Genomic DNA, 25,569 nt, shown 5'->3' on the forward strand with positions numbered 1-25,569 from the left:
AAAACCACAGGGCAGAAAGTCGCATCTGACTCATTTCGTGTGAATCTTTGGCGCGAGTACATTCGTCTCAGGTAATTGATCATCAGCTTTTTCCGCAGGCTGTGTTCCTTCTGAATGAAGTCCTTTAGCCGTTTTCTCACCGCAACTTGCCGCGCCGAAGAGTGTTCAGTATCGAGGATATTAAGTGCGGCTTAAGCAATTTCATTTTCGCAGTCCGATCCGGGGCATGTTTGTATGTCCTTCAATCAGAGAGAACTCCCCGAATGAAGCGTCTCCTTTCTCTTACGCTCGCGATATTCTGCTGCCTCTGTCTGGCTGTTGCGACTGAACGCCGCGCCTACGCATATGTCGATCCAGGCTCGGGCTTGTTGGCCCTGCAGTCGATTGCTGCCGGCCTGGCTGCCGCCGCATATTACATGCGCCGTCGCATTGCTGCGCTGTTTGGACGAGGCAAGACCACCGCAAAGACCGTTGTTCTGCCAACGGCTAAACAAGAAGACAGTAACCGCAACGTAGCCTAGTCAGTTAGATACTGCGCTCCTACATTCGTTCCGATAGCCACTCATGCCGTCAGCGACACCGCCGCCGACCTTTCGCGATCCGGCCGGCTTCCTTAGCCTTACACCGGACCACGCCGTTCGCACCATCCACGGCGCCGCTCGTGACTCCGTTATGAGCTTTCTGAGCTCACCGCTGCGACAACGCCTCGAGCAGCGCGGCGAGATGGTTTCGACTGTCATTGCAGACGATTCAGACGGGGACAGCTTGAAGCTTCGCCATCCGCGAATTCCTGTCATCACTTATCCATGGGAGTGGACACAGGGGCAGTGGATGGCAGCCGGGGAGTTGACGCTTGGGTTGTGCGAAGAGGCGCTCGAGCAGGGTTGGATACTGAAGGACGCGACGCCACTCAACATTCTTTTTACCGGCACCGGGCCCGTACTTGTTGACGTGCTCTCGTTCGAGAAGCACGTTCCCGGCAATTCAATATGGCTTGCCTACGGTCAATACGTTCGCACGTTTCTGCTGCCGATGTTGATGAACCGTCTGCAGCACTGGCCGCTGGCGCTCACGCTCTTCAGACGCGATGGGTACGAGCCAGCTGAGCTTTACGACGCCCTCAGCTGGCCGCAACGGCTGTCGCCTGCAGCATTCTTTCCCATCACACTGCCCAGTTGGCTGGAGCGGCGCAGCTCAGGGGCATCTGCTAAATCTGCGGTCGCACCGGCGAAGGAGCCTGCACTGGCGCACCACCTGTTGCGCCGGACACTGAAGGGTTTGCGCCGCCGCACTCGCAATGCACCGGTTAAGCAGGTGCGATCAGAGTGGTCCGATTACACGGCCACGCTCACGCACTACACGGAGCAGGAGAGCCAGGAGAAGGTCTCCTTTGTGCGCGAGACGCTAGAGACACTTAAGCCGGCCCGCGTGCTGGATATCGGCGCCAATACCGGCGAGTTCAGTGCTCTGGCTGCCTCGGTGGGAGCCAGCGTCGTGGCGCTGGAGCGCGATGAGGCTGCGGCAGAAAGACTGTTTCAGCGGGCACGTGCCCAGCAGCTCGATATTCTTGCCATCCATGCGGACCTTGCGCGGCCAACGCCGGCGGTCGGCTGGGAGAACTCCGAGTCGAGCTCGCTGTTGGCACGGCTGGAGGGCCAGTTTGATCTTGTGCTGATGCTGGCGGTTGTCCACCACCTCCTGTTGATGGAGCAGATTCCGCTTGATGCCATCATGGAGCTGCTGGGGCGGCTGACGAGACGGTATCTGTTGCTGGAGTGGGTACCGGCAAGCGATCCGATGTTCCAGAGTCTGATGCGTGGCCGGGACGAACTCTATGGCTCTCTCTGTGAAGACGATCTCGTACGCGCCTGCCAGGGACGGTTCACGCTGCTGCAGCGGCAGTCGCTGCCGAACGGACGAGTGTTGCTGCTGCTTGAGAAGCAGCAGCCCGGGACATCTGCAGCATGAGAGCGCCAGTCATCGAGCTGCGGCATGCGGGGCAACGCCGCAGGGAGATGCTGAAGTGTCTTAGTCAGTGTCTTGGCCTGGCATCCATCCTGCTGGTGATGAACTATGGCGACCTGCTTGGCGGAGGCGCCGATGTGCGGATGCACGTGCCCTTCCCGCTGGTGGGCATCTGCCTGGCGCAGTTGGCCGACATCCTGCTGCTTGCGCTGGTGCTGTTCGCCGTTCTGGTGCCGCTTTCGCGCACGCGGGTGTATCCGGTGGCGCGGTTGCTGCTGGTGGTTCTGGTTCCTCCATACATCCTGTTCCGGCTGCGGGAACTGATTCCGTATGCGTCAGAGGACGGGTTGATCACGCTGGTGTTCATCGTCTGGGGAGCGTTGGTGTTGCTGGTGTATCTGCGCTTCCGCGGGCTGTATCGGAGGTTGCTGAACCTTGGCGATGCTGCGGGCGTGTTTCTGTTTGTGTTTGCCGCGTGCAGCATCGTGCAGATGCTGTATGTGATGCGGTGGAGGCCGGGGCCTCACCAGCGGCAGGCTGCGTGGCAGAACGCCGCACCACGCCAGCATCCGCTGCTGGTGTGGATACTGCTCGATGAACTGAGCTACGACCAGACGTTCGGGCACCGCGCGCACGATCTCGAGTTGCCGAACTTCGACGCGCTGCGCCGGCAGTCGATGCTATACACCGCAGCGCAGCCGATCGGCGCGCAGACCGTCAAGGTGATTCCGTCGCTGTTCACCGGCCATGTGATTGACGACTACCGGTTCAGCTTTAACAACGCGTTCAAGGTGCACTACACCGGGGTGCCTGGGTGGCACCCGCTGGGCGGCAGTGGGACGGTGTTTGCCGATGCGCAGCGGCTGGGCTGGCGCACCGCGGTGGTGGGCTGGTACAACCCGTACTGCACGATCTACGGCGCGACCATCGACCAGTGCTACGCGATGAACCTGGACCGGCTGGACGGCGACATGGCGCAGCGCGACGGCTTCTGGCGGAACACGTACTCGCCGTTGGCGAGCATGGTGCGCGAGGTAAAGTCCGCGCAGCGCGACGATCGCGACAGCTGTACTTACGACGTGCGGCAGCGGCTGAATACCTTCCGCGACCTACAGTCGCACAGCCTGCAGCTGCTGAAGAACGACCAGGCGGACTTTGTGTTTCTGCACCTGCCAGTGCCCCACAGCCCGAACATCTGGAGCCGGAACATGGACAACTACGTGAGTTTCTGCGACAGCTCGTACCTGGACAACCTGGCGCTGGCGGACCGGACGCTGGGCCAGATCCTGACGCAGCTGGAGAGCTCGCCGCGGTGGAAGGACACCACCGTGATCGTGCAGGGCGATCATAGCTGGCGGACGTATATCTGGAACCGGCTGCCAGCATGGACCGCGGAGGACGATGAGGTATCGCGGAGCGGGTTCGATCCGCGGCCTGCAGTGCTGATTCACCGGGCGGGCGAGACGACGGCGGCTACCGACGATTCCAGGTGGTCGATCGTGCATGTGCACGATGTGATCGAACAGGTGCTGCAACAGGGCCGCTGACCCTCCCCCAGTTTTGGGGCTATGATCCGCATGAATAAGGGGTTAGGCTCGTAACCATTTTGGTGGTTACTTGCTGGCGAAGGCGAGTTTTGAAAGAGCGCTGAGACAGCAAAACCCGGCACCGGGCCGGGTTCTTCCTGCACTTCTATTGTAATTGGCGTGTCAAGTATTAGTACTGGTATTAGTACTGGCCGTAGTGGCCTTTGACGGAGTCGAGGAGCTTCTGGCTGTCGTAGCCTACGCCGTCTTTGAAGACGATCTCGGTGTTTTCGATGTCGTTGATGTTTTTGCCGGGGTTGCCTTTGACGATGACGAGGTCGGCGTCCTTGCCGGGGGCGATGGTGCCGATCTGCTTGTCGCGGCCCATGTAGATGGCACCGTTTTCGGTGGCGATGTGGAGGGCCTCGATGGGGGTGAAGCCGGCTTCAACCAGAAGCTCGACCTCGCGCTGGTCGCCGTAGCCGGGCAGGGTGCCGCCGTCGCCGGTGGGGTCGGGGCCGGCCAGCAATAGACCTCCTGCGGCGACGAAGGCGCGCTCCATCGCCATGCCGTTGTGGAACATGGCTGCGCGCTCGGCTGCGGCCTTGGGGTTGGCGGCGACGCGCATGAGTTCGAGGTTGCGGGTGGTGAGGTAGGCCTCTCGGGTGGGGGCGGACATGGCGGCGAGGACGCGCGGCTGCACGTGGAGGTGTGCGGGGTCGTAGGACTGGAAGACGGGGAGCGTGGAGGTGACGGCGACATGATGGTCGACCAGAAGCTTGATGAGTGCTTTGGCTTCGGGGGTGTCGGGGGTCATTTTGGCGAGGGTAGGGTTGCCGCTGGAGCGCGGGCAAACGTCGGGTTCTTTGCCTGGGTCGAGCTGGGTGTTGACGAAGAAGCCGTGCTCTAGGTCGTCGATGCCTAGCTCGACGGCTTCGGGGTACGTGATGGAGCAGAGGTGGCCGGTGATCTTGAGACCGTGTTTGTGGGCCTCGTCGATGGCGGCCTTGAGCTCGGCGCGGGTGATGTTCATGTAGGCTTTGAAGCTGGTGACGCCTTCTCCGGCCCAGTAGTCGACGGTGGCGCGGGCGTCGTCGGCGTCTTTGAGCTGGTGCATCTCGAGGGCGAAGGCGCCTTTGCCTTCGAGGTAGGGGCCGGTGACGTCGAGGTGCGGGCCGATGAGGGCGCCGGAGTCGATCATGGTGCGGAGGTTGAGATCGAAGTAGGGCTCAACGGAGCCGGTAGTGCGAAGGGTGGTGACGCCGGAGCCGAGGTAGAGGCGCGGGGAGGAGAAGCCGAGCTCGGGGACGATGACGGGAGGCTCGGAGGCGCCGGTGATGTCGAGGTCGGGGCGCGTGAGGTAGTACATGTGGTCGTGCATGCCGACGAGGCCGGGGAAGACGGTGCGGCCGGTGAGGTCGATGTGGACGGTGGAGGGTGAGTCGGCAGGCGGGGTGGTGGAGATGGCGGCGATCTTGCTGTTGCTGAGGGTGAGGTAGGCGTTCTCGATGGGGGCTGCGCCGGTGCCGTCGATGATGCGGACGTGCTCAAGGACGATGGTGGGCGCGGCGGGGACTTTGACGTAGCGCTGGACGTCAGGTGAGAGCGTGGGCTGCTGGGCTTGCGTTGCGAAGGCTGCGAGGAGGAGCAGAGATGCTAGAGAGCGCATGGACGACCTCGGGTGGGGTGTGAGGGTGATGATACGCGAGTGGGTGGGCAGAGGTCCCTCCGGGGCTAAAGCCCCATCACTTTTGGGGTATTCAACGGACGGGCTGAAGCCCGTCCCCTTCAAAGCGGCGCTATGAGACCCGAGGCTGAAGCCTCGGGGTACCTGAGTTGTGGTGGGGCAGCGTGGTGGCGAGGGTGGCGGGGTTGCATCTACTCTGTGCAGGGAGGATTTTGCGGATGACGAATGGGGCGAAGATTGGGATTGGGGTGACGTTTGTGTTTCTGGCTGCGGCGGCGGTGCGGGTGGGATTGATCTACAGGGCGAACCATGCGGATGACAACGTGACGACGGCGCGGGGGAATGACTCGCCGACAAATATGAAGGTGGATCCGGATGACAATGTGTTTCTGAAGAAGGAGCATCCGGACTCGATTGCCGATGAGAAGGCGCTGGTTGGGACGACAGTGTGGGTAAGTGCGGGTGGGCAGGTTTACTACTACAAGGACAGCGGGAAGCATGTGGACTACGCGCACCCGGTGGGGCTGCTGCTGCAGAACCAGCCGATGCTCATCAAAGAAGTGTTTGAGCAGAGCGCGCCGAAGAGCGGCAATGCGGTGTTTCGGATTGCGGCGGGAAAGCGGCAGGTGTTGCTGGGGTTCACGATGCCGGGGTCGGCTGACCCGAAGGCGGTGTATGCGACGCCGGTGGGGAACTTTGATGGTGGGTACAACCTGTATAACGACGACATCTTCTTCTACGACGATCCGCACAAGCTGTTTGATTATTGGGGGCCGAAGGTGTGGGCGGCGATCGACAAGCATGAGCCGCAGGTGGGGATGAGCGAGCGGCAGGTGATGATGTGCGTGGGCCAGGTGCAGACTCCGCATGGCGGAACGTATGGCAACCGCACGATCACCTATGACAACAGCGGACACCCTTTGACGATTGATTTTGAGAATAATAAGGCGATCAAGATTACTCCAGGGGAGTAAGACTAGTGACAAGTGGGGAGTGAAAAGTGATAAGTGTTGGGTGCGAGGTTTGCCTGACATGAATCGTAGAGAGCTGGTGAAGGCGGGTGTGATGGTTGGGGCGGCGGGGTTGGTGGGGCCTCGGGTGCTGGCTGAAGGCGATGCGCCGATGGCGACGACCAAGCATGGGTTGGTGCGGGGGTACTGGAGCCGCATTGCGGGTGCTCCTGGGACGTATGCGGGGAAGGTGGCGGCGTTCAAGGGGATTCCGTATGGGATGGATACGCGGCTGACTCGGTTTGCGGCGCCGAAGGAGCCGGTGCGCTGGACGGAGCCGAAGAGTTGTGTGGAGTGGGCGGCGCGGGCTCCGCAGACTGTGGGGGCGCGGCCGGAGTATGAGAGCGCGAAGGCTCGTGAGGCGGCGGAGGCGAGGCCTGGGTATCATCTGCCTGCCGATGAGGGGCCGCAGAGTGAGGACTGTCTGCATGTGAATGTTTGGACGCCGGGACTGAGGGGCCACAAGAAGCGGCCGGTGATGTTTTATATCCACGGTGGCGCATTTGCGAATGGGACGGCGAATGCGGCGCTGTATGACGGGACTCGGCTGGCGCGACGCGGCGATGTGGTGGTGGTGACGGTGAACCATCGGCTGAACTCGTTTGGGTATGGATACTTTGCGGAGCTGCTGCCGGGGATGGGGTTTGAGGACTCGGGCAATGCGGGGCAGTTGGACCTGGTGCTGGCGCTGCGGTGGGTTCGCGAGAACATTGCGGAGTTTGGCGGCGATGCCGAGCGGGTGATGATCTTTGGGCAGAGCGGTGGCGGCGCTAAGTGCGCGACACTGATGGCGCAGCCGCCGGCGAAGGGGCTGTTTCATCGCGTGCTGTCGATGAGCGGGCAGCAGGTGGTGGGGGTGCAGCCGGGACATGCGACGGCGCGGGCTCAGGTGCTGTTGAAGAAGCTGGGACTGGATGCGGCGAAGCCGGAGGTGGCCGCGAAGGGGTTGCGATCGGCGACGATGGAGGCGATCCAGCAGGCGACGCATGGGGCCGGGTACTTTGGGCCGGTGAAGGATGGGCGGTCTCTGCCGGTCGATCCGTTTGAGCCGACGGACCCGCAGCAGAGCGTGGATGTGCCGATGGTGCTGGGGAATACGCATGATGAGACTCGCGTGCTGATTGGTGGCGGGAATCCTGCGCTGTTTGACCTGACGTGGGAGACGCTGCCGGCGGCGCTGGAGAAGGGGGCGCCGTTTTTGAAGAGCCCGACTGTTTCGTTGCCCGTGGATCAGGTGATTGCGAAGTATCGCGAGTGGAATCCGGGGTACTCGGCGAGCGATGTGTTCTTTGCGGTGACGACGGATTCGCGGTCGTGGCGCGGTGAGGTGATTGAGGCGGACCAGCGGGCGCGTGATGTGAAGGCGCAGCCGCGGACGTGGGTGTATCAGCTGAACTGGAAGAGTGGCGTGGATGGCGGGAAGTGGGGCGCGCCGCATACGCTGGATATTCCGTTGGCGTTTGATAACTGTGGGGCGTCGCCGGGGATGGTGGGCAACTCGCCTGCGGACCAGGCGCGCGCGCAGAAGATGGCCGACATTGTGAGCCCGATGTATATTGCGTTTGCACGGACGGGGAATCCGAATGTGAAGGAGCTGCCGGAGTGGCCGGCGTTCTCGCTGGAGAAGCGCGCGACGATGATTCTGGACCTGCCGCCGCGGGTGGAGGATGATCCGCGTGGGCGAGAGCGGCGGTACCTGGGGCAGGTGCCTTATGTGCAACCAGGGAGCTAAGAGCGGAGGATAGAGAGAGGGTACTCCGGCGCAGGCGAGTGGACACTGCTACGCTAATAGCAAAATTGCTGCGAGGAGTTTTGCGATGCTGGATGTTCATGCGCCCGAGCACGGTATCCACAATGTGCGCGAGTTTTTTCTGCACCTGTTCACGATTACCTGCGGTCTGCTGATTGCGCTGGGGCTGGAGGCGGGGGTGGAGGCGGCGCATCATAGGCATCAGCGCGAGGAGGCGGAGGCGACGATTCGGCAGGAGCTGGAGGCTAACCGCGCGGAGCTTGTGGCAGCACAAACCACGTGGACGGAGGAGATCAAATCTCTGGCTGCTGCCATCCAGTACATGGAAGCCCAATCGACTGGCAGGGATGTTCCTCGCCAAGCTATCCAGCTTGGTTTTTCCGAAGACGTTCCGAAGGATGCGGCCTGGCGCACAGCGTCTTCGACGGGGGTGCTGATGTACATGGACTACGCGACTGCGGAGGACTATTCCGCGTGCTACAAGGAGCAGGACGAGTACGCGCAGATGGAACGGCAGACGGCGAACGATTATCTGCAGGTAGACGCGCTGGTGGAGACAAAGGCCCCGGAGGACGTGACAAAAGAGGACTTTGCCGAGGGTTTGCCGCTGGCGCGGAAGACCCTTGCGGACATGATGGGGCTGAAAGCCATAAGGGAAGGAACCACGCAGGCTTACGACGACGCGCTGGGGAAGAAGTAGCGGGGATCAGCCGGTGTTGCGGAGGCCGGCGCTGATGCCGTTGATGGTGGCGGTGATGGCGCGGTCGAGCTCTTCGCTGGCTTCGCCTGCGCGCTTGCGGCGGAGAAGTTCGAGCTGGAGCAGGCTCATAGGATCGACGTAGGGGTTGCGCAGGCGGACGGAGTTGGACAGGACGAGATTCTTTTCAAGCAGCCTGGTCTGGCCGGTGATGGCGAGGACCATGCGGCGGGTGCGGTTGAACTCGGTTTCGAGGGTGGTGAAGACACGGTTGCGCAGGGCTTCGTCTTCGACGAGAGAGGCGTAGAGTTTTGCGATGCCGAAGTCGGCTTTGGCGAGGGCCATCTCGACGTTGCGGATCATGTCGAGGAAGAGCGGGAAGCTCTGCGTCATCTGCTGCAGGAGTGTGAGGCCGTCGGTGTGGCTGGCGATGTACTGCTCGAGCGCGTGGCCGACGCCGAAGTAGGCGGGGACGACGTGGCGCGACTGCATCCAGCCGAAGACCCAGGGGATGGCGCGGAGGTCGGCCATGCTGCGCTGCTTTTGTGCGGAGGCATCGGCGCGTTTGGCAGGACGTGAACCGATGCGGGCGTGCTCGAGCTCGGCGACGGGGGTGGCCTGCTCGAAGTAGATGAAGACCTCGGGGTCTTCGACGATGTGTTTGCAGTAGAAGGCGAAAGAGGTGGCGGAGAGCTCGTCGAGGGCGGACTCCCACGCGGGGAGGATGGCGCCAGTTAAATGTGTGTTGAGAGTGGTGGCGGCCCGAACCGCAGGTCTCTCCGCTCCGTCCGCCAAAGGCGCGGACTCCGGTCGAGATGACACATCTTTGCTGGATTGCGCCATGTCGGGGCGGGCGATGGCGTCGAGTGAGGCGGCGATCATGAGCTCGAGGTTGCGCTCGGCGAGGATGACGTCAGAGTACTTCCAGTTGAGGACTTCACCCTGCTCGGTGATGCGTAGCTCGCCGGAGAAGCTGTCGAGGGGTTGGGCATAGATGGAGCGGTGCGTGGGGCCGCCGCCGCGGCCGACGGTGCCGCCGCGGCCGTGGAAGAGGCGCAAGGTGACGCCGCACTCGCGGGCGACGGTGTGGAGCGCGCGGTGGGCCTTCCAGATCTCCCAGGTGGAGGCGATCATGCCGCCGTCTTTGTTGGAGTCGGAGTAGCCGAGCATCATCTCCTGATGGCCTTGCCAGGCGGCAAGGAGTGGCTTGTAGGTGTCGCTGAGCCACAGTTCACGACAGACCCGGGGTGCGTTCTGCAGGTCTTCGATGGACTCGAAGAGGAGGACGGGCTGCAGGCCGGGGTCGTGTTCTCCGTTAGAGGCTTCGCCGCCGATGACGCTGACGCCGGCGTGTGTAGCAAGGGCGAGGACGTTGAAGGCGTCCTGCGCGCAAGTGGCGCCGGAGACGACATATTGTGTGATGGCGGCGGGGGCGTGTTGCTTGAGCTCGGCGATGGCGCGGAAGGTGGAGAGGACTTCTTCGGTCTGCTCGGATGTTTTGTTCGCGGCGAGTTCTTCGATGGCGATGGTGTGGACGCGTGCGTGCTGGCGGATGTCGAGGGTTTGGAGGTAGAGGCCGAAGGTGCGGACGCTGAGGACGAGGGGGTCGATGAAGAGCTCGGCGAGGCGTGCGCCTTCGTTTTCGGCGAGGGAGTCGCGGAGGAGGGTGAGGTCTTCGAGGAGCTCGGCTGCGTTGCGGTAGAGCGGCAGCGAGGCTGTGGTGGAGAGCATCAGGTTGCGCAGCATGACGCTGGGCGGCGTGCCGCCGAGGCGCAAGGTGATGCAGGCGAGTTGCAGACGGACTGCCTCGGTGGGGAGGCGGTCGGAGCTTTGGATGAAGGTGAGGTAGTGGTCGAGGCGCTGTTGCAGCGCGGCGGAGATGGGCGCCTGGCGGGTGGAGCTGGCGAGCTGCTCGAAGAGGTTGGAGAGGACGGAGAGGTAGTAGTCGAGGAGGAGGTCGCGCGACATGGCGAGCGACTCGGCCGTGGTGGCTGCGGTGACGAAGGGGTTGCCGTCGCGGTCGCCGCCGATCCAGCTGCCGAAGCGGACCATGATGGGGAGTTGGGGGAGGGTGGTGGCGGTTGTGGCGACCTCAGATGCAGGTCTCTCCGCTACGCTGCGCTCCGGTCGAGATGACACTTCTTGAGTGGGGCGCTTCTGTTCCGCTCGCACATCATGGGCGGGGCGTCTCTGTTCCGCCGACACATCCTGGGTTGGGTAGTCGGCGGGCGGGAATTCGGCGTCGAGGGCGTGGGCAATCTCGGTGTAGAGGGCGGGGAGCGTGGCGAAGATGCTGGCCTCGTAGTAGTCGAGGGCCATGCGGATCTCGTCGCGGACGGTGGGGCGGGCGGAGCGGACGTCGTCGGTTTGCCAGAGGGCGGTGATTTCGGCGAGGATGCTGTCCTGGATGGTGTCGAGCTCGGCGGCGGGGAGCGGGATGTTGTCGAGGGTTTCGAGGAGGTCGGAGATGCGGCGGCGTTTGAACATGACGCTGCGGCGGGCGACCTCAGTGGGATGCGCGGTGAAGACCGGGATGATGCAGATGCGCGCGAGGAGAGCGAGTGCCTCCTGGCGGGAACGGCCGGATTCGCGGAGGCGGCGCAGGGTGCCGCGGAGGCTGCCGCGCTGCGGCGGGGTGTTGGCGTCGAGCAGGGAGGCGCGGCGGCGGCGCTTGCGGTGGTTGGTTTCGGCGAGGTTGATGAGCTCGAAGTAGAAGGCGAAGGCGCGGGCGAGGCGGTAGGCGGTGGTGGGGTCGGCCGCGGCGCGGTGGGTGAGCGACTCGGCGGCTTCGAGGTGCTTGAGCGCGGCGGGGAGGTCGGAGCGGCCGTCGGACTCGCGTCGAGCGATGGCGGTGCGGCGGAGGGATTCGACGGTTTGGAAGAGGGCGTCGCCGGCCTGCTCGCGGAGGACCTGGCCGAGAAGAGTGGCGAGGGAGCGGATGTCGCGGCGGAGGGGGCGGTCTTTGAGGTCGGGGGCGCTATGGGGCGCGCTGCTGGCGCCGCCGGAGCGGGCTTCGAGTTCGGCGAGGCGCTCGGTCCAGCTGACCGGTGTCCAGAGAGAAGGCATACTGGACTCATTCTATGGGACTCGTGCCGCGTGAGGTTATTGCGGCCGGTTTGCGGAGTAGACGCTGAGCATCGCGTGGGCGGCGGTGAGGAGCGGGGCGGGGACGTTGTGGGTGTGGCTGCGGGCGATGAGGTTGCCGAGGATATGGTCGGCTTCGACGGGGGCGCCGCGCATCATGTCTCGGTACATGCTGGCGGTGAGGGTGGAGCCGGGCTGCAGCAGGCGCGCGGTGGTGTGCTCGAGGAAGGGCGCGGATGTGGGGTAGCCGTTGGCGGCGGCGATGGCGGCGGTTTCGTTGAGGATGCCTTGCGCGGTGGCGAGGCCGCCGGGAGCGCTGGCTATTTGGCCGATGGAGCCGCGCAGGAGGCAGGTGGTGGCTCCGAGAGCGGCTAGGAAGACCCACTTGGACCACATGAAGGCGAGGATGTCGGGCTGGAGTTTGGCTTCGAAGCCGGCGTTGGAGAGTTCGGTTTGGATGGCTTCGATGCGTGGCGTGACGGATTTGTCGCGTTCGCCGAAGTTGAGGTCGTGGAGGGCTTCCATGGAGTGGATGGTGCCGTTGGTGTCGACGTCGGCGACGATGCGGGTGCTGCCGCCGAGGACACGCGCGGGGCTGAAGCGGGCGTCGAGCGCGTCGAGGTGAGCCATGCCGTTGAGCAGCGGCAGGATGACGGTGTTGGGGCCGATAGCGGGGGCGAAGTCGTTCATCGCGCTGTCGAGGGAGTAAGCCTTGGTGCTGAGGAGGATGAGGTCGAAGGGCGTGGGATGCGCGGCGAGGTCGGCGGCGAGGAGGAGTTTGGGTTGGTCGATGTCGACGTTGCCTTGGGGACTGATGACGTGGAGGCCGTTGGTGCGGAGCTGATCGGCGCGGTGTTTGCGGACGAGGAAGGTGATGTCGCGGCCTGCGGCGGCGAGGCGCGCGCCGAAGTAACCACCGACGGCTCCGGCTCCGATGACGAGAGTTCTCATAGGTAGAGAGTAAAGGAGTAGAGAAAAGTGCGTTAGGTGGTGGCGGAGAGTTGTTCTTCGAGTTGGGTGGCGAGTTGCTCCCACTCGGCGGTGCGGGCGGCGTGTTGGTCGCGTAGCTGGTCGAGCTCGGCGGCGAGGGAGACGGCGGCTTCGGCGGTGGTGTAGCTGGATTGCTGCTGCTCGGCGGTCTGGATGCGGGCTTCGAGGTTGGGGAGCTCTTCTTCGATGGCGGCTACGCGGTCTTCGAGCTGCTTGAGCTTGATGGGGTTAAGGCGCTTGATCGGGGGTTTGGGTTCGGTGGTGGTCCCAGACGCAGATCTCTCCGCGCCGTCTCCGCTGCGCTCCACCTCCGGTCGAGATGACACATCTGTGGTGGGGGTGGTGACAGACGTGTCGGTGGCCGTACCGACCTGCTTGCTGGGTTTGAACATGCCGGTGGCGTGGTCGATGTGCGGGTTCGCGGCGGCTGCTTCGGCGATCTTTTCGGTGCCGCCGCCTTTGCGGAAGAGGTAGTCCTCGTAGTTGCCGGGATAGATGTGCACGCGGCGGTCTTCGACCTCGAAGACGCGGGTGGCGAGGCCGTCGATGAAGTAGCGGTCGTGGGAGACGAAGAGGACGGTGCCGGTGAAGTCGCGGATGGCTTCGAGGAGGACGTCTTTGGCGCGGAGATCGAGATGGTTCGTGGGCTCGTCGAGGAGGATGAAGTTGGCGGGCGAGACGAGCATCTTGGCCATCGCGTAGCGGTTGCGCTCGCCGCCGGAGAGGACGCCGAGTTTTTTGAAGACGTCGTCGCCGGAGAACATGAAGCAGCCGAGAAGCGAGCGCAGGGTGACGACGTCGACTTTGGGGTTGGAGCCGGTGATGTCGTCGAGCATGACGGCGTTGGGGTCGAGGACCTTGTACTGGTCCTGCGCGAAGTAGTCGGCGAGGACGTTGTAGCCGAGCTTGATAGTGCCGGAGGTGGGGTCCTCAAGGCCGGAGAGCATCCGGATCATGGTGGATTTGCCTGCGCCGTTGGCTCCCACGAGGGCGATGCGGTCGCCGCGCTCGATGGTGAAGGAGACGTCGTCGAGGATGGTTTTGTTACCACCGAGCGGGTTCACGACCGACGGGGGCATCGGGTAGATCTTGGTGAGGTGTGAGACCTCGATGACAGTGCGGCCGCTGGCTGGAGGCTGCGGGAAGCTGAAGTGGATGGTGGCTTCCTCTTCAGGCACCTCGATGCGGACGATCTTTTCAAGCTCCTTAATGCGCGACTGCACCTGCTTGGCCTTGGTGGCCTGGGCGCGGAAACGGTTGATGAAGGCCTCGAGGTCTTCGATGCGCTCGCGCTGGTTCTTGTACGCGGCCATGATCTGGGTGCGGCGCTCCTCCTTCAACGTGAGGAACTTGGAGTAGTTGCCGTGGTAGACGTGCATGTGCTTGTTCCAGACCTCGACGGTCTTGGCGACGGTCTGGTCAAGGAAATAGCGGTCGTGCGAGATGAGGATGAAGGCGTTTTCGTAGGTCTGGAGATAGTTTTCGAGCCAGTTGCGGGATTCGAGGTCGAGGTGGTTGGTGGGCTCGTCCAAAAGCAGCAAGCTGGGCTTCTGCAGAAGAAGCTTGGCGAGCGAGATGCGCATCTGCCAGCCACCGGAGAACTCTTCGGTCTTGCGTGACCAGTCCTCTTTGCTGAAGCCGAGGCCGCCGAGGACGGCGCCGACCTGCGCGTCGAGGGTGTAGATATCGTGGTGGAGGAGGAGTTCGGAGATCTCGGAGTAGCGGTCGGCGGCGGCGGCGTACTCGCGGGATTTGGGGTCGGCGTCAGAGAGGACGTGGGTAAGCTGCTCGGCTTCGGTCTCCATGGCGCGGAGTTCGTCGAAGACGGAGAGGCACTCGTCGAAGACGGTTTTGCCGCGGAGGGCGAGGCCGTCCTGGGGCAGATAGCCGATGGTCATGCCCCTGATGTGGGTGCGCTGGCCGTAGTCGAGGCCTTCGATGCCGGCGAGGATCTTGAGCAGGGTGGACTTGCCTGTGCCGTTGCCGCCGACGAGGCCGGTGCGCTCGTTGGGCGTGACGAGCCAGTTGACATCTTCAAAGAGGAGCTTGTGGCCGAAGCGTTTTCCGGCGCCGGAGAGTTGCAGCATTGCTTCTATTTTCGCACTACGGGTGCGGGGCGTGTAACGCGGGGGTTACAGGGCGCATCGTATGGAGTTTGAAGGGAGTACGGGCCCGATGACAGGCATGGACGAGGAAGTGGTGCCGGAGCGGCGCTCGTTGTGGCGGCGTGGGTGGGTGCGCGCTGTTGTTGTGGCGGTGCTGGTGGTGGGGATGGGGCTGCTGATTACGGCAGAGTATGTGGCGCACCATGCGGAGCCGCTGCTGCGTCACGCGGTAATCGACACGCTGGAAGAGCGGTTCCATGAGCCGGTGGAGCTGGATGGGCTGACGGTGAGCGTGGTGCGTGGGTTGCAGGTGCAGGGGCATGGGCTGCGGCTACTGCCGGAGCAGGGGTCGCACAAGCCGCTGGTGAAGATCGACCGATTTTCGTTCCATGCGTCGATGGATGACCTGCTGCATCTGAGGGCGCGGGTGAACCTGATCCATGTGCAGGGGCTGGAGATGCACATTCCGCCGCACTCGATGCACACGGTGGTGATGGGCAAGGCGCACAAGCCCGCGGTGAAGCTGACGGTGGGCAAGGTTGTGTGCGACGATGCGCTGCTGGTGATCGATACAGACAAGCCGGGGAAAGAGCCGCTGGAGTTTCAGATCAACAACCTGGTACTAAATGACTTTGGCGCGGACAAGCCTTTTGAGTATCAGGCGGACCTGATCAATCCGAAGCCAATGGGAAGGATTCATGCGTTTGGCAACTTCGGGCCGTGGAATGCGGAGTCTCCGCGCGATACGGCGGTGAACGGACAGTACACGTTCACGCATGCTGACCTGAGCACGATCAAGGGCATCAAGGGGATGCTGGATTCGACAGGGCACTTTGCGGGAGTGCTGGGGAACATCACGGTGGATGGGACGACGTATGTGCCGGACTTTGCGCTGGAGGGCCGCGGGCGTGCGCTGCCACTGAAGACGACGTTCCACGCGTTTGTGGATGGCACGACTGGAGACACAACGCTGGCGCCTGTGCAGGCGGTGCTGGGGAGCTCTGCGTTTACGGCGAGTGGGACGGTGGCACGGGTGAAGTTGTCGCAGGGTGAAGAAACCAATGTGGGTACTCGGCAGAATTTAGGGCATGACATTACGCTGACGGTGAACATGCCGCATGGACGCATCGAAGACATGCTGAACCTTGCGGTGAAGGCTGATCAGCCGTTGATGCGTGGTGCGATGACGATGCAGGCGAAGTTGCATATCCCCCCGGGAAAGATAAGCGTGGCTGACAAGCTGCAGCTGGCGGGGACGGTGACGATTACAGGTGTGGAGTTCACGAGCAAGCCGCTGCAGGACAAGGTGGATGGGTTGAGCATGCGCGCGCAGGGTAAGCCGAAGGACGTAAAGGATGCAGCACATGACAGCAAGGCGGAGGTGGCGTCGCAGATGACGGTTCAGTTTGTGATGGGCGGCGGGATGCTGAAAGCGGAGTCCATTCAGTACGAGCTGCCCGGTGCGCATGTGCAGATGAAGGGGGTGTATGCGCTGAACACACACACGTTCGAGTTCGACGGACATGTGCGGACGGATGCGAAGGCGTCGCAGATGGTGACAGGGTGGAAGTCGGCGCTGCTGAAGCCGTTCGACCCGATTTTTGCGAAGAACGGTGCTGGGTTGGAGCTGCCGATCTCGGTTGACGGTGTGAATGGGGACTACAAGATTGGGCTGCATGACAGCAAGCTGACAGCCGACCAGATGGCAGCGCAGATGGAGAAGAGAAAGCAGTAGAGGAGTTAGCAGTAGAAGGTGTGTGGCTGCACCCTTCGTCTTCTACTCTCTGCTTCTTTACTCCTCTGCTTCCGAGACAGGGGGTGGGGTGCCCTGCTAACGTGGAGGGGTGGGGTGAGTCTCTCCCCTTGTGACCCCGATGGCAGCCGAGCAAGAGACAGTACCGGAGATTCCGCAGCGGAGCATGGCCCATGCCGGTCCGGCGGCCGCGCCGGTGTGGCTGCAGAGGCTGAGCCTGGTGGTGCTGGTGTTGTTCTGCTTCTATATCGGAGGGCTGCTGGCGGTGCTGCCGTGGTCGCCACGTTATTGGAGCGAGAATGGGTGGGTGATGGCGCATCCGATGGTCGATGTGGTTGTGCAGCAGGGTTGGTTGCGCGGGCTGGTGAGCGGGCTGGGGCTGATCGACATCTGGATCGGGGTGAGCGAGCTGTTGCACTACAGGGACTTTCGCGGATAACTGCTGCGAGCGATGAATGCAGTTGGGAATTCGGTCGTGGAAGAGAGACAATAGCTGTCTTATGTCTAGTCCTGTGATGCCGAACCTTCCTGTTGACCCGAAGCCGCTGGAGAGCGCCGACCTGGCGTATGAGAACTCCGAGTTCCTGAACTCGCCGGATGCGCGGATGCTGCGCATTATGGCGGAGTACTACGAGCCGATGAGCCGGTTTCGGCGTGAACGGATACAGGACACGGTGGTGTTCTTCGGGTCGGCGCGGTTCCATGCGATGGATGTGGCGAGCCATGAGTTAGAGCTGCTGGAAAACACAGGGTCGGTGCAGCGCGCGCCGGCGGATGAACAGCCTGCCCGCGGCGATGAGGCAGAGCCGACCGAGCTGAAGCGCAATCGCGCGATTGCCGCAGTGGAGATGGCGCGGTACTACGAAGATGCTCGCAAGCTGGCGCGGCTGATGACGGAGTGGACGAAGAAATTGCCGGGACGGCGGCACCGGTTTGTGATTACGTCGGGTGGGGGGCCGGGGATTATGGAGGCGGCCAATCGCGGGGCGTATGAGGCCGGTGGGAAGACGATCGGGCTGAACATCAAGCTGCCATTTGAGCAGATGCCGAACCCTTACATTACGCCGGCGCTGAACCTGAACTTCCACTACTTCTTCATGAGGAAGTACTGGTTTGCATACCTGGCGAAGGCGCTGGTGGTGTTTCCGGGCGGGTTTGGGACGCTGGATGAGATGTTCGAGCTGCTGACGCTGGACCAGACTCACAAGCTGGCGAAGGAGATCACCATCGTGATCTACGGGACTGACTACTGGAAGAACGTGATCAACCTGGAGATGCTGGCGGAGAAGGGCGCGATCGCGGTGAAGGACCTGGAGCTGTTCCAGTTTGCGGATACTCCGGAGCAGGCGTTTGCGATCTTGAAAGATGGGCTGACGAAAAACCATCTGGGTGGCGTGGAGCCGACGGGGGTGGCCGATGTTCCGGATGAACCGGAAGCCAGCGCGCAGGAGATCCTGGGACCGGATATCGCGAAGACGCGATCCTAACCCCCACCCCTCCCCCCGGGTACTTTTTGATCGAAGGTCTTGAGGAGATTGGGGTTGGGAGGGGACTTGTGAAGGTCTGATCCCGGTTTTCTTTGAAAGAGGCTGAGATGACGAAACCCGGCCTGGGCCGGGTTGTTCCTACACTTCTATTGTAATGGGTGTGTCAAGAGGAGCGCGGATGACGAAACGGCGGATGGGATGTGTTGCTGCAGGGGTGGTGGCGTTTTTGCTGATGGCGGTGCCGGTGCGGGCGCAGCTACCGACGATCTCCGATGTGGACCCGGGGCATGAAACGGCGGCGGCGGGGCCGCTGCCGCAGTGGGACGTAGCGGTGGTGAAGCCGCATCCGGCGGCGGACCGGATGATGTCGTGGCAGATGACGGCGGATGGGCTGAGCCTGGTGAATCTGGCGCTGGAGCAGATGATCTGCAGCGCGTGGGACCTGAAGCCGTACCAGGTGTCGGGGTTGAGCGGATGGATGAAGGACTCCACGTTCGACCTGACGGCGAAGGTGAGCAGCGATGATGTTGCCGCCTATAAGAAGCTGAGCGTGGCGCAGCGGCGCGAGATGCTGCAGAAGCTGCTGGAGGAGCGCTTTCAGTTGAAGGCGCATACGGAGACGAAGACGCTGCCGGTGTATGACCTGGTGGTGGACAAGGGCGGGCCGAAGTTGAAGGCGTCGACGGCGATTGCGGCGCCTTCGGAAGAAGAGGAGCGGGCGAACCCTGACAAGTACAAGAAGGGGTTTATGCGGTTCGGTTCCGGGATGTACGAGGGGACGGGCGTGGAGGTGCGGTCGCTGGCGAGCCAACTGGGGAATGCGGTGGGCAAGCCGGTGAATGACAAGACGGGGCTGACGGGGGTGTATGACATTACTCTGCACTATAGCCAGGATGGGCGCCCGGACGATGGAGCGCCCGGCGGGGACAACTCCGATGCGCCTTCTGTCTTCACAGCGGTCCAAGACCAGTTGGGGTTGAAGCTGGTTCCGGACAAGGGGCCAGTGGAGACGCTGGTGGTGGATTCGGCGCAGAAGCCTGAGGCGAATTAGGCGGGGTAACTACCGACATGACGACATATCGTTACTGAAGTTGTGCCCCTTAAGGTGAGGCGTGTGGATGGTATCATTGCCGCCGTCACCCAAAACCATTTTGTGAGGATGTTATGGCACTGAGCAATTCGTATGTGCAGCCTACCAATCGAATTCCTGATATCTTCAACAAAATTCGAGACGGACAAGCACCTGAAAGATTTTCCAATCAACTTCTAAAGGATTGGGGATTCACCTCTACCAATGATCGTGCTTTCATACCCCTTTTGAAATCGCTTGGATTTCTATCTTCGGAGGGCAAACCTACTCAACGCTATAACGATTACCGTGATCATTCCCGCTCAAAGTTGGTCATGGCTGAGGCTCTTCGTGATGCCTACGGCGATATTTTCCTTATCAAAGAGCATCCAGCTCAATCTGATAAAGATGCAATTGAAGGGAAGTTCAAGAGCTTCCATAATGCCAGCGAGAACGTAGCTGGGCTGATGACGAAGACATTCATGGGCCTACTCGGCTTGGCCGACCTCTCAAAGAAAGCTGGAAACACGCCAGCAGCGAAAGAACAAGATAAGAAAGCGCAAGTAGAGATTCAAGCACCTTCACAGCTAGATGGGCACGGCGTGTCAGGTTTGCACTACAACATCCAAATCCATCTGCCAGCGACCAAAGATGTAGAGGTCTACAATTCCATTTTTAAGTCTCTGAAGGAGCACCTCTTTGAGAAATAGTGAGGTCAGAGATTTTTTATTCCGTGGCCTTATGTTTGAGGCTGAATCTGAAAGGTTTCGTTTAGCTGGCATTCAGATTGGCGCAGATTCCACCGAGGCTGAAGAGAATCTTCTAAAGGAAGCGCTTGCGCCCTTCGGCATAGCCAGGCGGAATAATGCACTAGAAATGGCTCGCCTCTTTGCCGTTTTGTTCTGTTTTGAAAACGAAATCCGCGACTTCATTCGCGAGGCACTCGTGGAAAAAGAAGGCCAAGACTGGATCGACAAACTACCTCCGAAGATAAAGGAACACGCGGAGTCAAGGCGAGAGATGGCTTTGAAGGATTCTTGGCTCGAAGGCGAGAAATCCGATTTGCTCGGTTTTGTCGATTTTGGCCAACTGGCGCAGATCATCGTCGCGAAATGGGAGATTTTCAAAAACGTCATTCCAACGCAGCATTGGTTGAAACAGCGCATGGATGAGCTTGAGAAATGTCGGAACTTTATCGCTCATAACAGAATGCTGTTGCCTAGCGAATTTCAACGAATCTACATGTACATCGCGGATTGGAACCGTGTGATCGGTCTTTAGCACACCGGGCATCTGATAAATCCTCATAGACACGTTCTCGTCTTCCTCACTCCAGATGAGTGGTATTCGCGTTAGCTTTTTCTTAGTTATGGCAGACAAATCAAGGATCAAGCGTGAGCGTGTTCCATCTGCCACAGGGCGGCCAGATCCGCTTCTGCGGCGATACTATTGCGCCCACCAGTGCTATGCGGGCAACCCCGAGTCAAGAAAAGATTGCAATTGCAAAGGTTGTAGGGGCAAGGCTCATGGCCGTGGAAAAGCCTATGCATTGAACAATGGTTTTCTCAAGCATTCGCCTCCAACGTCGCGAAAACCTCCCGAGGACCAAGAAGAACTCTTTCCAAGCGAACTTGGAACGAACTCCCGATAAACGCCGTTGTGGGAATTGACGTTTACGGGATGTGTAGTTTGTCTGTTGCACGGAGGATATTCACGGCAACGATGAGAGGAGAAGGATCAAAAGGCCGATCCTCACCTCTCATCGTTCCCGCAAATATCCTCCGTCCTATTGGGTGCATGGGCGAAATTGGAATAAGGTTCCCTCGAAGCAGGAGAGATCAGTCCCTGCAGACGCTCTTGTCGGAGTTGACATTCGCCGATATCTTGTTCGTCCTTTGGGTGCAGGGGCAAGATTGGAAAGGTGCTCTTGAATGAGGAAGCCTTACCGTTGACTAAACCGGGTATTTATTTTGTGGGCTGAATAAGCGAAAGGCCCGGGGCTGGAGCCCCTTCGTGTTGGGGCGTCGGTATCAGGGGCCTGATACCTCCTGGGGTAAGCTCGCGCCTGCGGCTCTCGCTACTGTAGACGCAGGTCTCTCCGCTGCGCATCGCGGTAAAGCTGCGATGCTTTGGTCGAGACGACAATTCTGGGTGGGTAAGCGAAAGCAAAGTTCGAGGCGGCGTCGGGGTCAGGAGGTGGTGCGGCTGAAGAGGGCTCGGGGGGCGGCTAGGAGGAAGTCGCGGAGGACTCCGGGGAGGGCTTTGAAGTCGCCGCCGGTGGACTCGGGGCCGGTGACGAGGACTCCGCGGCGCTGGGCGAACCAGTTGAAGCCGGAGCCCATGGCTGCCATGCAGAAGCTGAAGATGAGGCCGGCCTTCATGTGCTGCGTGCCGAAGAGGGTGTGGACGGCTGTCTGGAAGCAGAGCAGGACGGAGGGCAGGCCGAGCCAGACGACGAGGCCGGTGGCCCAGACGGGGCGTGCGTGGCGGACTCGCTGGGTGACGGCGGCCATGGTGCCGGCGGCGAAGATGGCGAAGCCGGCTTCTACGAGGCTGGCGCGCAGGGCGGAGCCGGTGCCGTCGCGCAGGTTGGTGGAGAAGAAGACGCAGGCGCGGATGAAGACGCTGATGGAGGCGGCCTTCCAGTTCCAGGCGCCGAGCAGGTTGGTGATGGGGCGGCAGACGATGTCCGCGAGCGCGGCGTGGAGAGGCTCGGAGCGAAGCTCGTCAGGCCCGATCATGTAACGAGTGTAGGACAGCGGTGTGAAACAGGTGTGAGAATCAAGGGAGTTTCCACAGAAGAGTTGAGAATTCAATGTCCTTTGGGGCAGGCGTGGTAGTCGCGCGCGTAGGCTGTAGGCGCATGATGCCGTTGCCTATAGCCGATGAGCGTGTGTATCAGAAGGATGAGAGGCCTGTGTATCCGCGGGTCGCGTACTTTCCTGACAGCTTCCACGAGGTGAACGGCGTGGCGCATACGAGCCGCAACTTTGCGGCGTTTGCGAAGCGGCAGGGCTTGCCGATGCTGTGCGTTCGCGCGGGGCAGAAGACGCGGCTGTGCAAGGCGGAGGGGTCGGTGCGGGCGCTGGAGCTAGGGCGGAGCCCGCTGGCGGTGCAGCTGGAGCGCGATCTGTACTTCGATCCGCTATTCTTCCGGTACTCGAATACGATCTCGGAGACGGTGAGGAGCTTTCGGCCGGAGGTGATCCACATTACGGGGCCGAGCGAACTGGGGATCTTTGGGGCGTACTTTGCGTGGCAGCTGAAGATTCCGCTGGTGGCGAGCTGGCATACGAATGTGCATGAGTATGCGGCTCGGCGAATGACTTGGCTGACACGGCGGCTGAGCGCGCGGATGGGGCGGAAGGTGGAGGAGCACGTCGAGGACTGGACGCTAGATGCGACGAGCTGGTTCTACCGGCTGGCGAAGGTGCTGTATGCGCCGAATCCAGGACTGTGCTCGCTGCTGGAGAAAGAGACGGGAAGGCCGTGCCACCTGATGCAGCGCGGGGTGGAGACGGATGTGTTTTCGCCGGTGCATCGGACGCGGGCGAAGGATGATCGTGAGATTGTGCTGGGGTTTGTGGGGCGGCTTTCGGTGGAGAAGAACGTGGCGCTGCTGCCGAAGGTAGATGCGGCGCTGCGCGAGCGTGGGATCAATGCAAAGTGGCTGATCGTAGGCCATGGCTCCGAGGACGAGATGCTGCGCGGAAGCCTGAAGAATGTGACGATGGCCGGTGTGCTGCGCGGCGAGGCGCTGGCGGAGGCTTACGCGAATATGGATGTGTTTGTGTTCCCTTCGCACACGGACACGTTTGGGAATGTGGTGCTGGAGGCGCTGGCGAGCGGCGTGCCGGCGGTGGTGACTCCGAATGGCGGCCCGGCGACGATTGTGCGCGATGGCGAGACGGGGCGCGTTGCGCGCGACGAGGAGTTCGCGGCGGCGATTGTGGGGATTGTGGCGGCTCCGGAACAGATGGCGGCGATGCGGGCGGCGGCGCGGGAGCATGCGATGCAGTGCTCGTGGGACGCGGTGTTTTCGCGGGTGGTGGCGGAGTATCCGCGGTCGCTGGTGCGCGAGCAGAGACTGCCGGCCGAGGCGCGGACGCGCGTGGCAGGGTAGGCTGTTGTCGGACGGCGGGCGGGAACGAGGTTGCAACGGAGCGTGATGGATGGATGAGCTGTTGTTCGTCTATGGAACGCTGCATCCGGAGCGGGCGCCGCGAGAGATTGCGGAGGTTGCGCGACGGCTGAGGCTAGTGGGAGTGGGGTGGGTCCGTGGGCGGCGGTTTGAGCTGGGGCCGTATCCCGGTGTGGTGCTGGATGAGAGCTCGCGCGCCGAGGGTGCGGTGTTTGCGCTGCCGGATGATGCGGAGACGCTGGCGATGCTGGATGCGTATGAGGACTATCGGGCGGACGATCCTGTGGGGAGTTTGTTCCGGCGCGTGGAGACGCTGGCGACGCTGCAGGATGGGTCTGAGCTGCGGTGCTGGGTGTATGTCTACAACTGGCCGCTGCCTGTGCACGTGCAGCTGCCGCGCTAGTTAGTGGTAGAGCTCACCGAGGAAGACGCCGTAGGCGGGCAGGGTGAGGTTGCCGGTGTCCTGCACGGAGAGTGGGGTGGCGATGTTGGAGAGCAGGTTGCGCAGCGAGCCGGTGTGGATGTGGTGCTGCGTGAGCTCCTGGTCGAGCGAGAGATGCAGTGGCGCGCCGGAGAGGTTGCAGACGGCGATGACCGCGGTGGAGCCGGAGCCGGGGTTAGGCTGGCGGACCCAGACGAGCGCGCCGAGGCCGTCGAAGTCGAGCAGGACCTCCTGGCCGTTGCGGAGGCTGGGGTAGCCGTGGTGGAGCTGGATGAGGCGGCGGTAGAGGTTGAGGAGCGAGTCGGGATCGGCGTTTTCGGTGGCTACGTTGAGCTTATCGGCGTCGGCCTCCAAGGGCCCGGGGAGCTTGCCGGTGGTGAAGCCGGGGAGTTCATTGGGGCCAACTGGAGGAGCGATGTCGATGGGAGCGGCTGTGACGGTTGTTGTGGGGGCGGGCGCGCCTTCTTCGCCGGGCGGTTTGGGCAGCTTGAGGGGTTGCGGGACATAGGGCTTGTAGGTGCCGTAGACGTCGCTACGGGTGGGGATGGGTGTGGGCGCGGAGTGCGGCTTGGATTCTGGTGCAGGTGATGGTTTGGGCGGGGTGGTGATGTTGGTGGGTGTCCACTGCATGATGGGTGCGTCGGCGGCGATCTCGGTGGGGAACATGCCGATCTCCTGCCCGTAGCGCATGGCTGCGCCGCCACGTGAGGCGAGCAGGACGAGGGCGAAGGCGCGGCGGCGGCCGTCGAGTGCAGCGCGGTTGGCGGGTGCGAGGATCTCTTTGGTGGAAAACATCTCCTCAGTGAGGAAGAGCGAGGCGGAACTGCTGCCGTTGATGCCGTTGAGCGCGGCGCGGATGGTCTTCGCGGTGGCGTTGGTGAGCTCGAGCGGGACGGCGGTGAGCTGCGCGCCGTTGAGGTAGCTGACGGTGGAGCGGGAGGTGTGCGGCGTGGAGTCGTCGAGGTCGATGGTGCGGATGGAGCTGGGAGCGGGGTTGGTGGCGGTCTGGGAGAGCAGAATGCGGGAGCCGGGGAAGCCGTCGGTGAGCTTGCGGATGAGGTGGAGGAGCGGTGCAACCTCCTGCGTGGAGCGGGTGCTGCGGAGGTAGATGCCGGCAGCGCCGCGGGTGAGCCAGAGGCGTGCCTGGGCGGCTACGTTGTCGTCGCTGTCATTGGGTGTGTCGCTGAGCATGACGAGGACGCGGATGTGGCGCGGGAGCGCGGCGCGGAGGATGTCCGCGAAGCCAGCGTCGGAGTGGGCGGGGTCGCCAAGGTTGTCGAGGACGATGGCGTCGACGCCGAGGGTCTGGAGGTACTGCATGCGGTTGGCGATGCCCGCGAGGTCGCCGGTGCCGTCGCCGTTGGAGTCCTGGAAGCCGCGAACGTCGATGTGATAGAAGACGCCGTTGCGCCACCAGCTCTCTGTGGTCATGCCGGAGCCAGCCCAGCCGGGGCGTGCGAGGGTCTGCGCGAGGACGTTGGCGCTGGCGAGGATGACGGCAGCCAGCAGGACGCTAGTGCGAAGCAGAGTGCGAGAGAACGGAGAGAAGATCGGCATAGACGAAGTTGTCGCGTTCGACGGTCTCACCAGCGACTACTTCGATGCTACGCGAGAAGGCGGGCGAAGCGCTGACGAAGGCGTGAAACTCGCCACGCTCGCGGTAGGAGTCGAGGGCTGCGGGAAGGCCGGGGCTGAAGCCCTCTTTATTTGCGTTCTATTCAGGGGCCTGAAGGCCCCTGCTCCCTCCGGGGTACGCTCGCGCCTTCGGCTCTCGCTGCGGCAAAAGCGGGAACGCAGAGGGTGCAGAGGAGAAGCGCGCAGAGGACGCAGGGGAAAACAGGCAACGGCAAGAACAGACGCAGA

Annotated in this window: 20 protein-coding genes; 14 read left to right on the top strand and 6 right to left on the bottom strand. The window is 62.2% G+C overall.

Annotated elements, in window-relative coordinates:
- Nucleotides 1-263 precede the first annotated feature (263 nt).
- The 3 genes from GOB94_RS09930 to GOB94_RS09940 are packed head-to-tail and all read left to right on the top strand — an operon-like array spanning nucleotide 264 to nucleotide 3,512.
- Complete coding sequence (locus tag GOB94_RS09930; protein WP_182275774.1) at nucleotides 264-521, top strand: hypothetical protein; 258 nt, start codon at nucleotides 264-266, stop codon at nucleotides 519-521.
- A gap of 43 nt (nucleotides 522-564) precedes the next feature.
- Entirely contained in the window at nucleotides 565-1,968 is a 1,404-nt protein-coding gene (locus GOB94_RS09935) for a class I SAM-dependent methyltransferase (protein ID WP_182275775.1), read from the top strand.
- Complete coding sequence (locus tag GOB94_RS09940) at nucleotides 1,965-3,512, top strand: sulfatase-like hydrolase/transferase (protein ID WP_182275776.1); 1,548 nt, start codon at nucleotides 1,965-1,967, stop codon at nucleotides 3,510-3,512. The genes GOB94_RS09935 and GOB94_RS09940 overlap by 4 nt, the downstream gene beginning before the upstream one ends.
- A 181-nt stretch (nucleotides 3,513-3,693) precedes the next feature.
- Here GOB94_RS09940 and GOB94_RS09945 read toward each other — a convergent pair whose 3' ends face one another.
- Nucleotides 3,694-5,160 carry an amidohydrolase family protein gene (locus GOB94_RS09945; protein ID WP_182275777.1) on the bottom strand — a complete coding sequence of 489 codons (1,467 nt, stop codon included), beginning with the start codon at nucleotides 5,158-5,160 and terminating at the stop codon, nucleotides 3,694-3,696.
- Nucleotides 5,161-5,390: 230 nt separating this feature from the next.
- On the opposite strand from GOB94_RS09945, the gene GOB94_RS09950 reads away from it, so the two are divergent.
- From GOB94_RS09950 to GOB94_RS09960, 3 genes are all read left to right on the top strand, one after another.
- The gene (locus GOB94_RS09950; RefSeq protein ID WP_220464911.1) at nucleotides 5,391-6,152 is read left to right on the top strand and encodes a hypothetical protein; all 762 of its coding nucleotides are present in this window, start codon (nucleotides 5,391-5,393) and stop codon (nucleotides 6,150-6,152) included.
- Between the two features lie 58 nt (nucleotides 6,153-6,210).
- The gene (locus GOB94_RS09955; RefSeq protein WP_182275779.1) at nucleotides 6,211-7,920 is read left to right on the top strand and encodes a carboxylesterase family protein; all 1,710 of its coding nucleotides are present in this window, start codon (nucleotides 6,211-6,213) and stop codon (nucleotides 7,918-7,920) included.
- Nucleotides 7,921-8,005: 85 nt separating this feature from the next.
- Nucleotides 8,006-8,638, top strand: coding sequence for a hypothetical protein (locus tag GOB94_RS09960; protein ID WP_182275780.1), 633 nt, complete (start codon nucleotides 8,006-8,008; stop codon nucleotides 8,636-8,638).
- Nucleotides 8,639-8,644: 6 nt separating this feature from the next.
- On the opposite strand, the gene GOB94_RS09965 is transcribed toward GOB94_RS09960, so the two are convergent.
- Genes GOB94_RS09965 through GOB94_RS09975 form a run of 3 tightly spaced genes read right to left on the bottom strand, consistent with a single transcriptional unit; the run spans nucleotide 8,645 to nucleotide 14,796 of the window.
- Entirely contained in the window at nucleotides 8,645-11,701 is a 3,057-nt protein-coding gene (locus GOB94_RS09965; RefSeq protein WP_255483826.1) for a phosphoenolpyruvate carboxylase, read from the bottom strand.
- Between the two features lie 36 nt (nucleotides 11,702-11,737).
- Complete coding sequence (locus GOB94_RS09970) at nucleotides 11,738-12,670, bottom strand: ketopantoate reductase family protein (protein ID WP_182275781.1); 933 nt, start codon at nucleotides 12,668-12,670, stop codon at nucleotides 11,738-11,740.
- 32 nt (nucleotides 12,671-12,702) lie between these two features.
- Nucleotides 12,703-14,796, bottom strand: a complete 2,094-nt coding sequence (locus tag GOB94_RS09975; RefSeq protein WP_182275782.1) for an ABC-F family ATP-binding cassette domain-containing protein — start codon at nucleotides 14,794-14,796, stop codon at nucleotides 12,703-12,705.
- Between the two features lie 88 nt (nucleotides 14,797-14,884).
- Between GOB94_RS09975 and GOB94_RS09980 the strand changes: the two genes are divergently transcribed.
- The 6 genes from GOB94_RS09980 to GOB94_RS10005 all read left to right on the top strand — a co-directional run bounded on the left by GOB94_RS09980 (nucleotide 14,885) and on the right by GOB94_RS10005 (nucleotide 20,404).
- The gene (locus tag GOB94_RS09980) at nucleotides 14,885-16,549 is read left to right on the top strand and encodes a hypothetical protein (RefSeq protein ID WP_220464912.1); all 1,665 of its coding nucleotides are present in this window, start codon (nucleotides 14,885-14,887) and stop codon (nucleotides 16,547-16,549) included.
- A 139-nt stretch (nucleotides 16,550-16,688) separates the two neighbouring features.
- Nucleotides 16,689-17,006 carry a hypothetical protein gene (locus tag GOB94_RS09985; RefSeq protein ID WP_255483828.1) on the top strand — a complete coding sequence of 106 codons (318 nt, stop codon included), beginning with the start codon at nucleotides 16,689-16,691 and terminating at the stop codon, nucleotides 17,004-17,006.
- Between the two features lie 61 nt (nucleotides 17,007-17,067).
- A complete protein-coding gene (locus GOB94_RS09990) occupies nucleotides 17,068-18,054 on the top strand; it encodes a TIGR00730 family Rossman fold protein (RefSeq protein ID WP_255483829.1) in 987 nt (328 codons plus the stop codon).
- Nucleotides 18,055-18,232: 178 nt separating this feature from the next.
- A complete protein-coding gene (locus tag GOB94_RS09995) occupies nucleotides 18,233-19,105 on the top strand; it encodes a TIGR03435 family protein (protein WP_182275784.1) in 873 nt (290 codons plus the stop codon).
- Nucleotides 19,106-19,218: 113 nt separating this feature from the next.
- Nucleotides 19,219-19,833, top strand: coding sequence for a DUF5343 domain-containing protein (locus tag GOB94_RS10000; RefSeq protein ID WP_182275785.1), 615 nt, complete (start codon nucleotides 19,219-19,221; stop codon nucleotides 19,831-19,833).
- Nucleotides 19,823-20,404, top strand: coding sequence for a Swt1 family HEPN domain-containing protein (locus GOB94_RS10005; protein ID WP_220464913.1), 582 nt, complete (start codon nucleotides 19,823-19,825; stop codon nucleotides 20,402-20,404). The genes GOB94_RS10000 and GOB94_RS10005 overlap by 11 nt, the downstream gene beginning before the upstream one ends.
- A 908-nt stretch (nucleotides 20,405-21,312) precedes the next feature.
- Here GOB94_RS10005 and GOB94_RS10010 read toward each other — a convergent pair.
- The gene (locus tag GOB94_RS10010; RefSeq protein ID WP_182275786.1) at nucleotides 21,313-21,864 is read right to left on the bottom strand and encodes a hypothetical protein; all 552 of its coding nucleotides are present in this window, start codon (nucleotides 21,862-21,864) and stop codon (nucleotides 21,313-21,315) included.
- Between the two features lie 122 nt (nucleotides 21,865-21,986).
- Here GOB94_RS10010 and GOB94_RS10015 point away from each other — a divergent pair, with 122 nt between their 5' ends.
- Both GOB94_RS10015 and GOB94_RS10020 read left to right on the top strand, forming a co-directional pair.
- A complete protein-coding gene (locus GOB94_RS10015; RefSeq protein ID WP_255483831.1) occupies nucleotides 21,987-23,246 on the top strand; it encodes a glycosyltransferase in 1,260 nt (419 codons plus the stop codon).
- Between the two features lie 49 nt (nucleotides 23,247-23,295).
- Nucleotides 23,296-23,667, top strand: coding sequence for a gamma-glutamylcyclotransferase family protein (locus tag GOB94_RS10020; protein WP_182275787.1), 372 nt, complete (start codon nucleotides 23,296-23,298; stop codon nucleotides 23,665-23,667).
- Here GOB94_RS10020 and GOB94_RS10025 read toward each other — a convergent pair whose 3' ends face one another.
- The gene (locus tag GOB94_RS10025; RefSeq protein WP_182275788.1) at nucleotides 23,668-25,263 is read right to left on the bottom strand and encodes a hypothetical protein; all 1,596 of its coding nucleotides are present in this window, start codon (nucleotides 25,261-25,263) and stop codon (nucleotides 23,668-23,670) included.
- Nucleotides 25,264-25,569 lie beyond the last annotated feature (306 nt).

The sequence above is a fragment of the Granulicella sp. 5B5 genome (genome assembly GCF_014083945.1).
In the GTDB taxonomy this organism is placed as follows: domain Bacteria; phylum Acidobacteriota; class Terriglobia; order Terriglobales; family Acidobacteriaceae; genus Granulicella.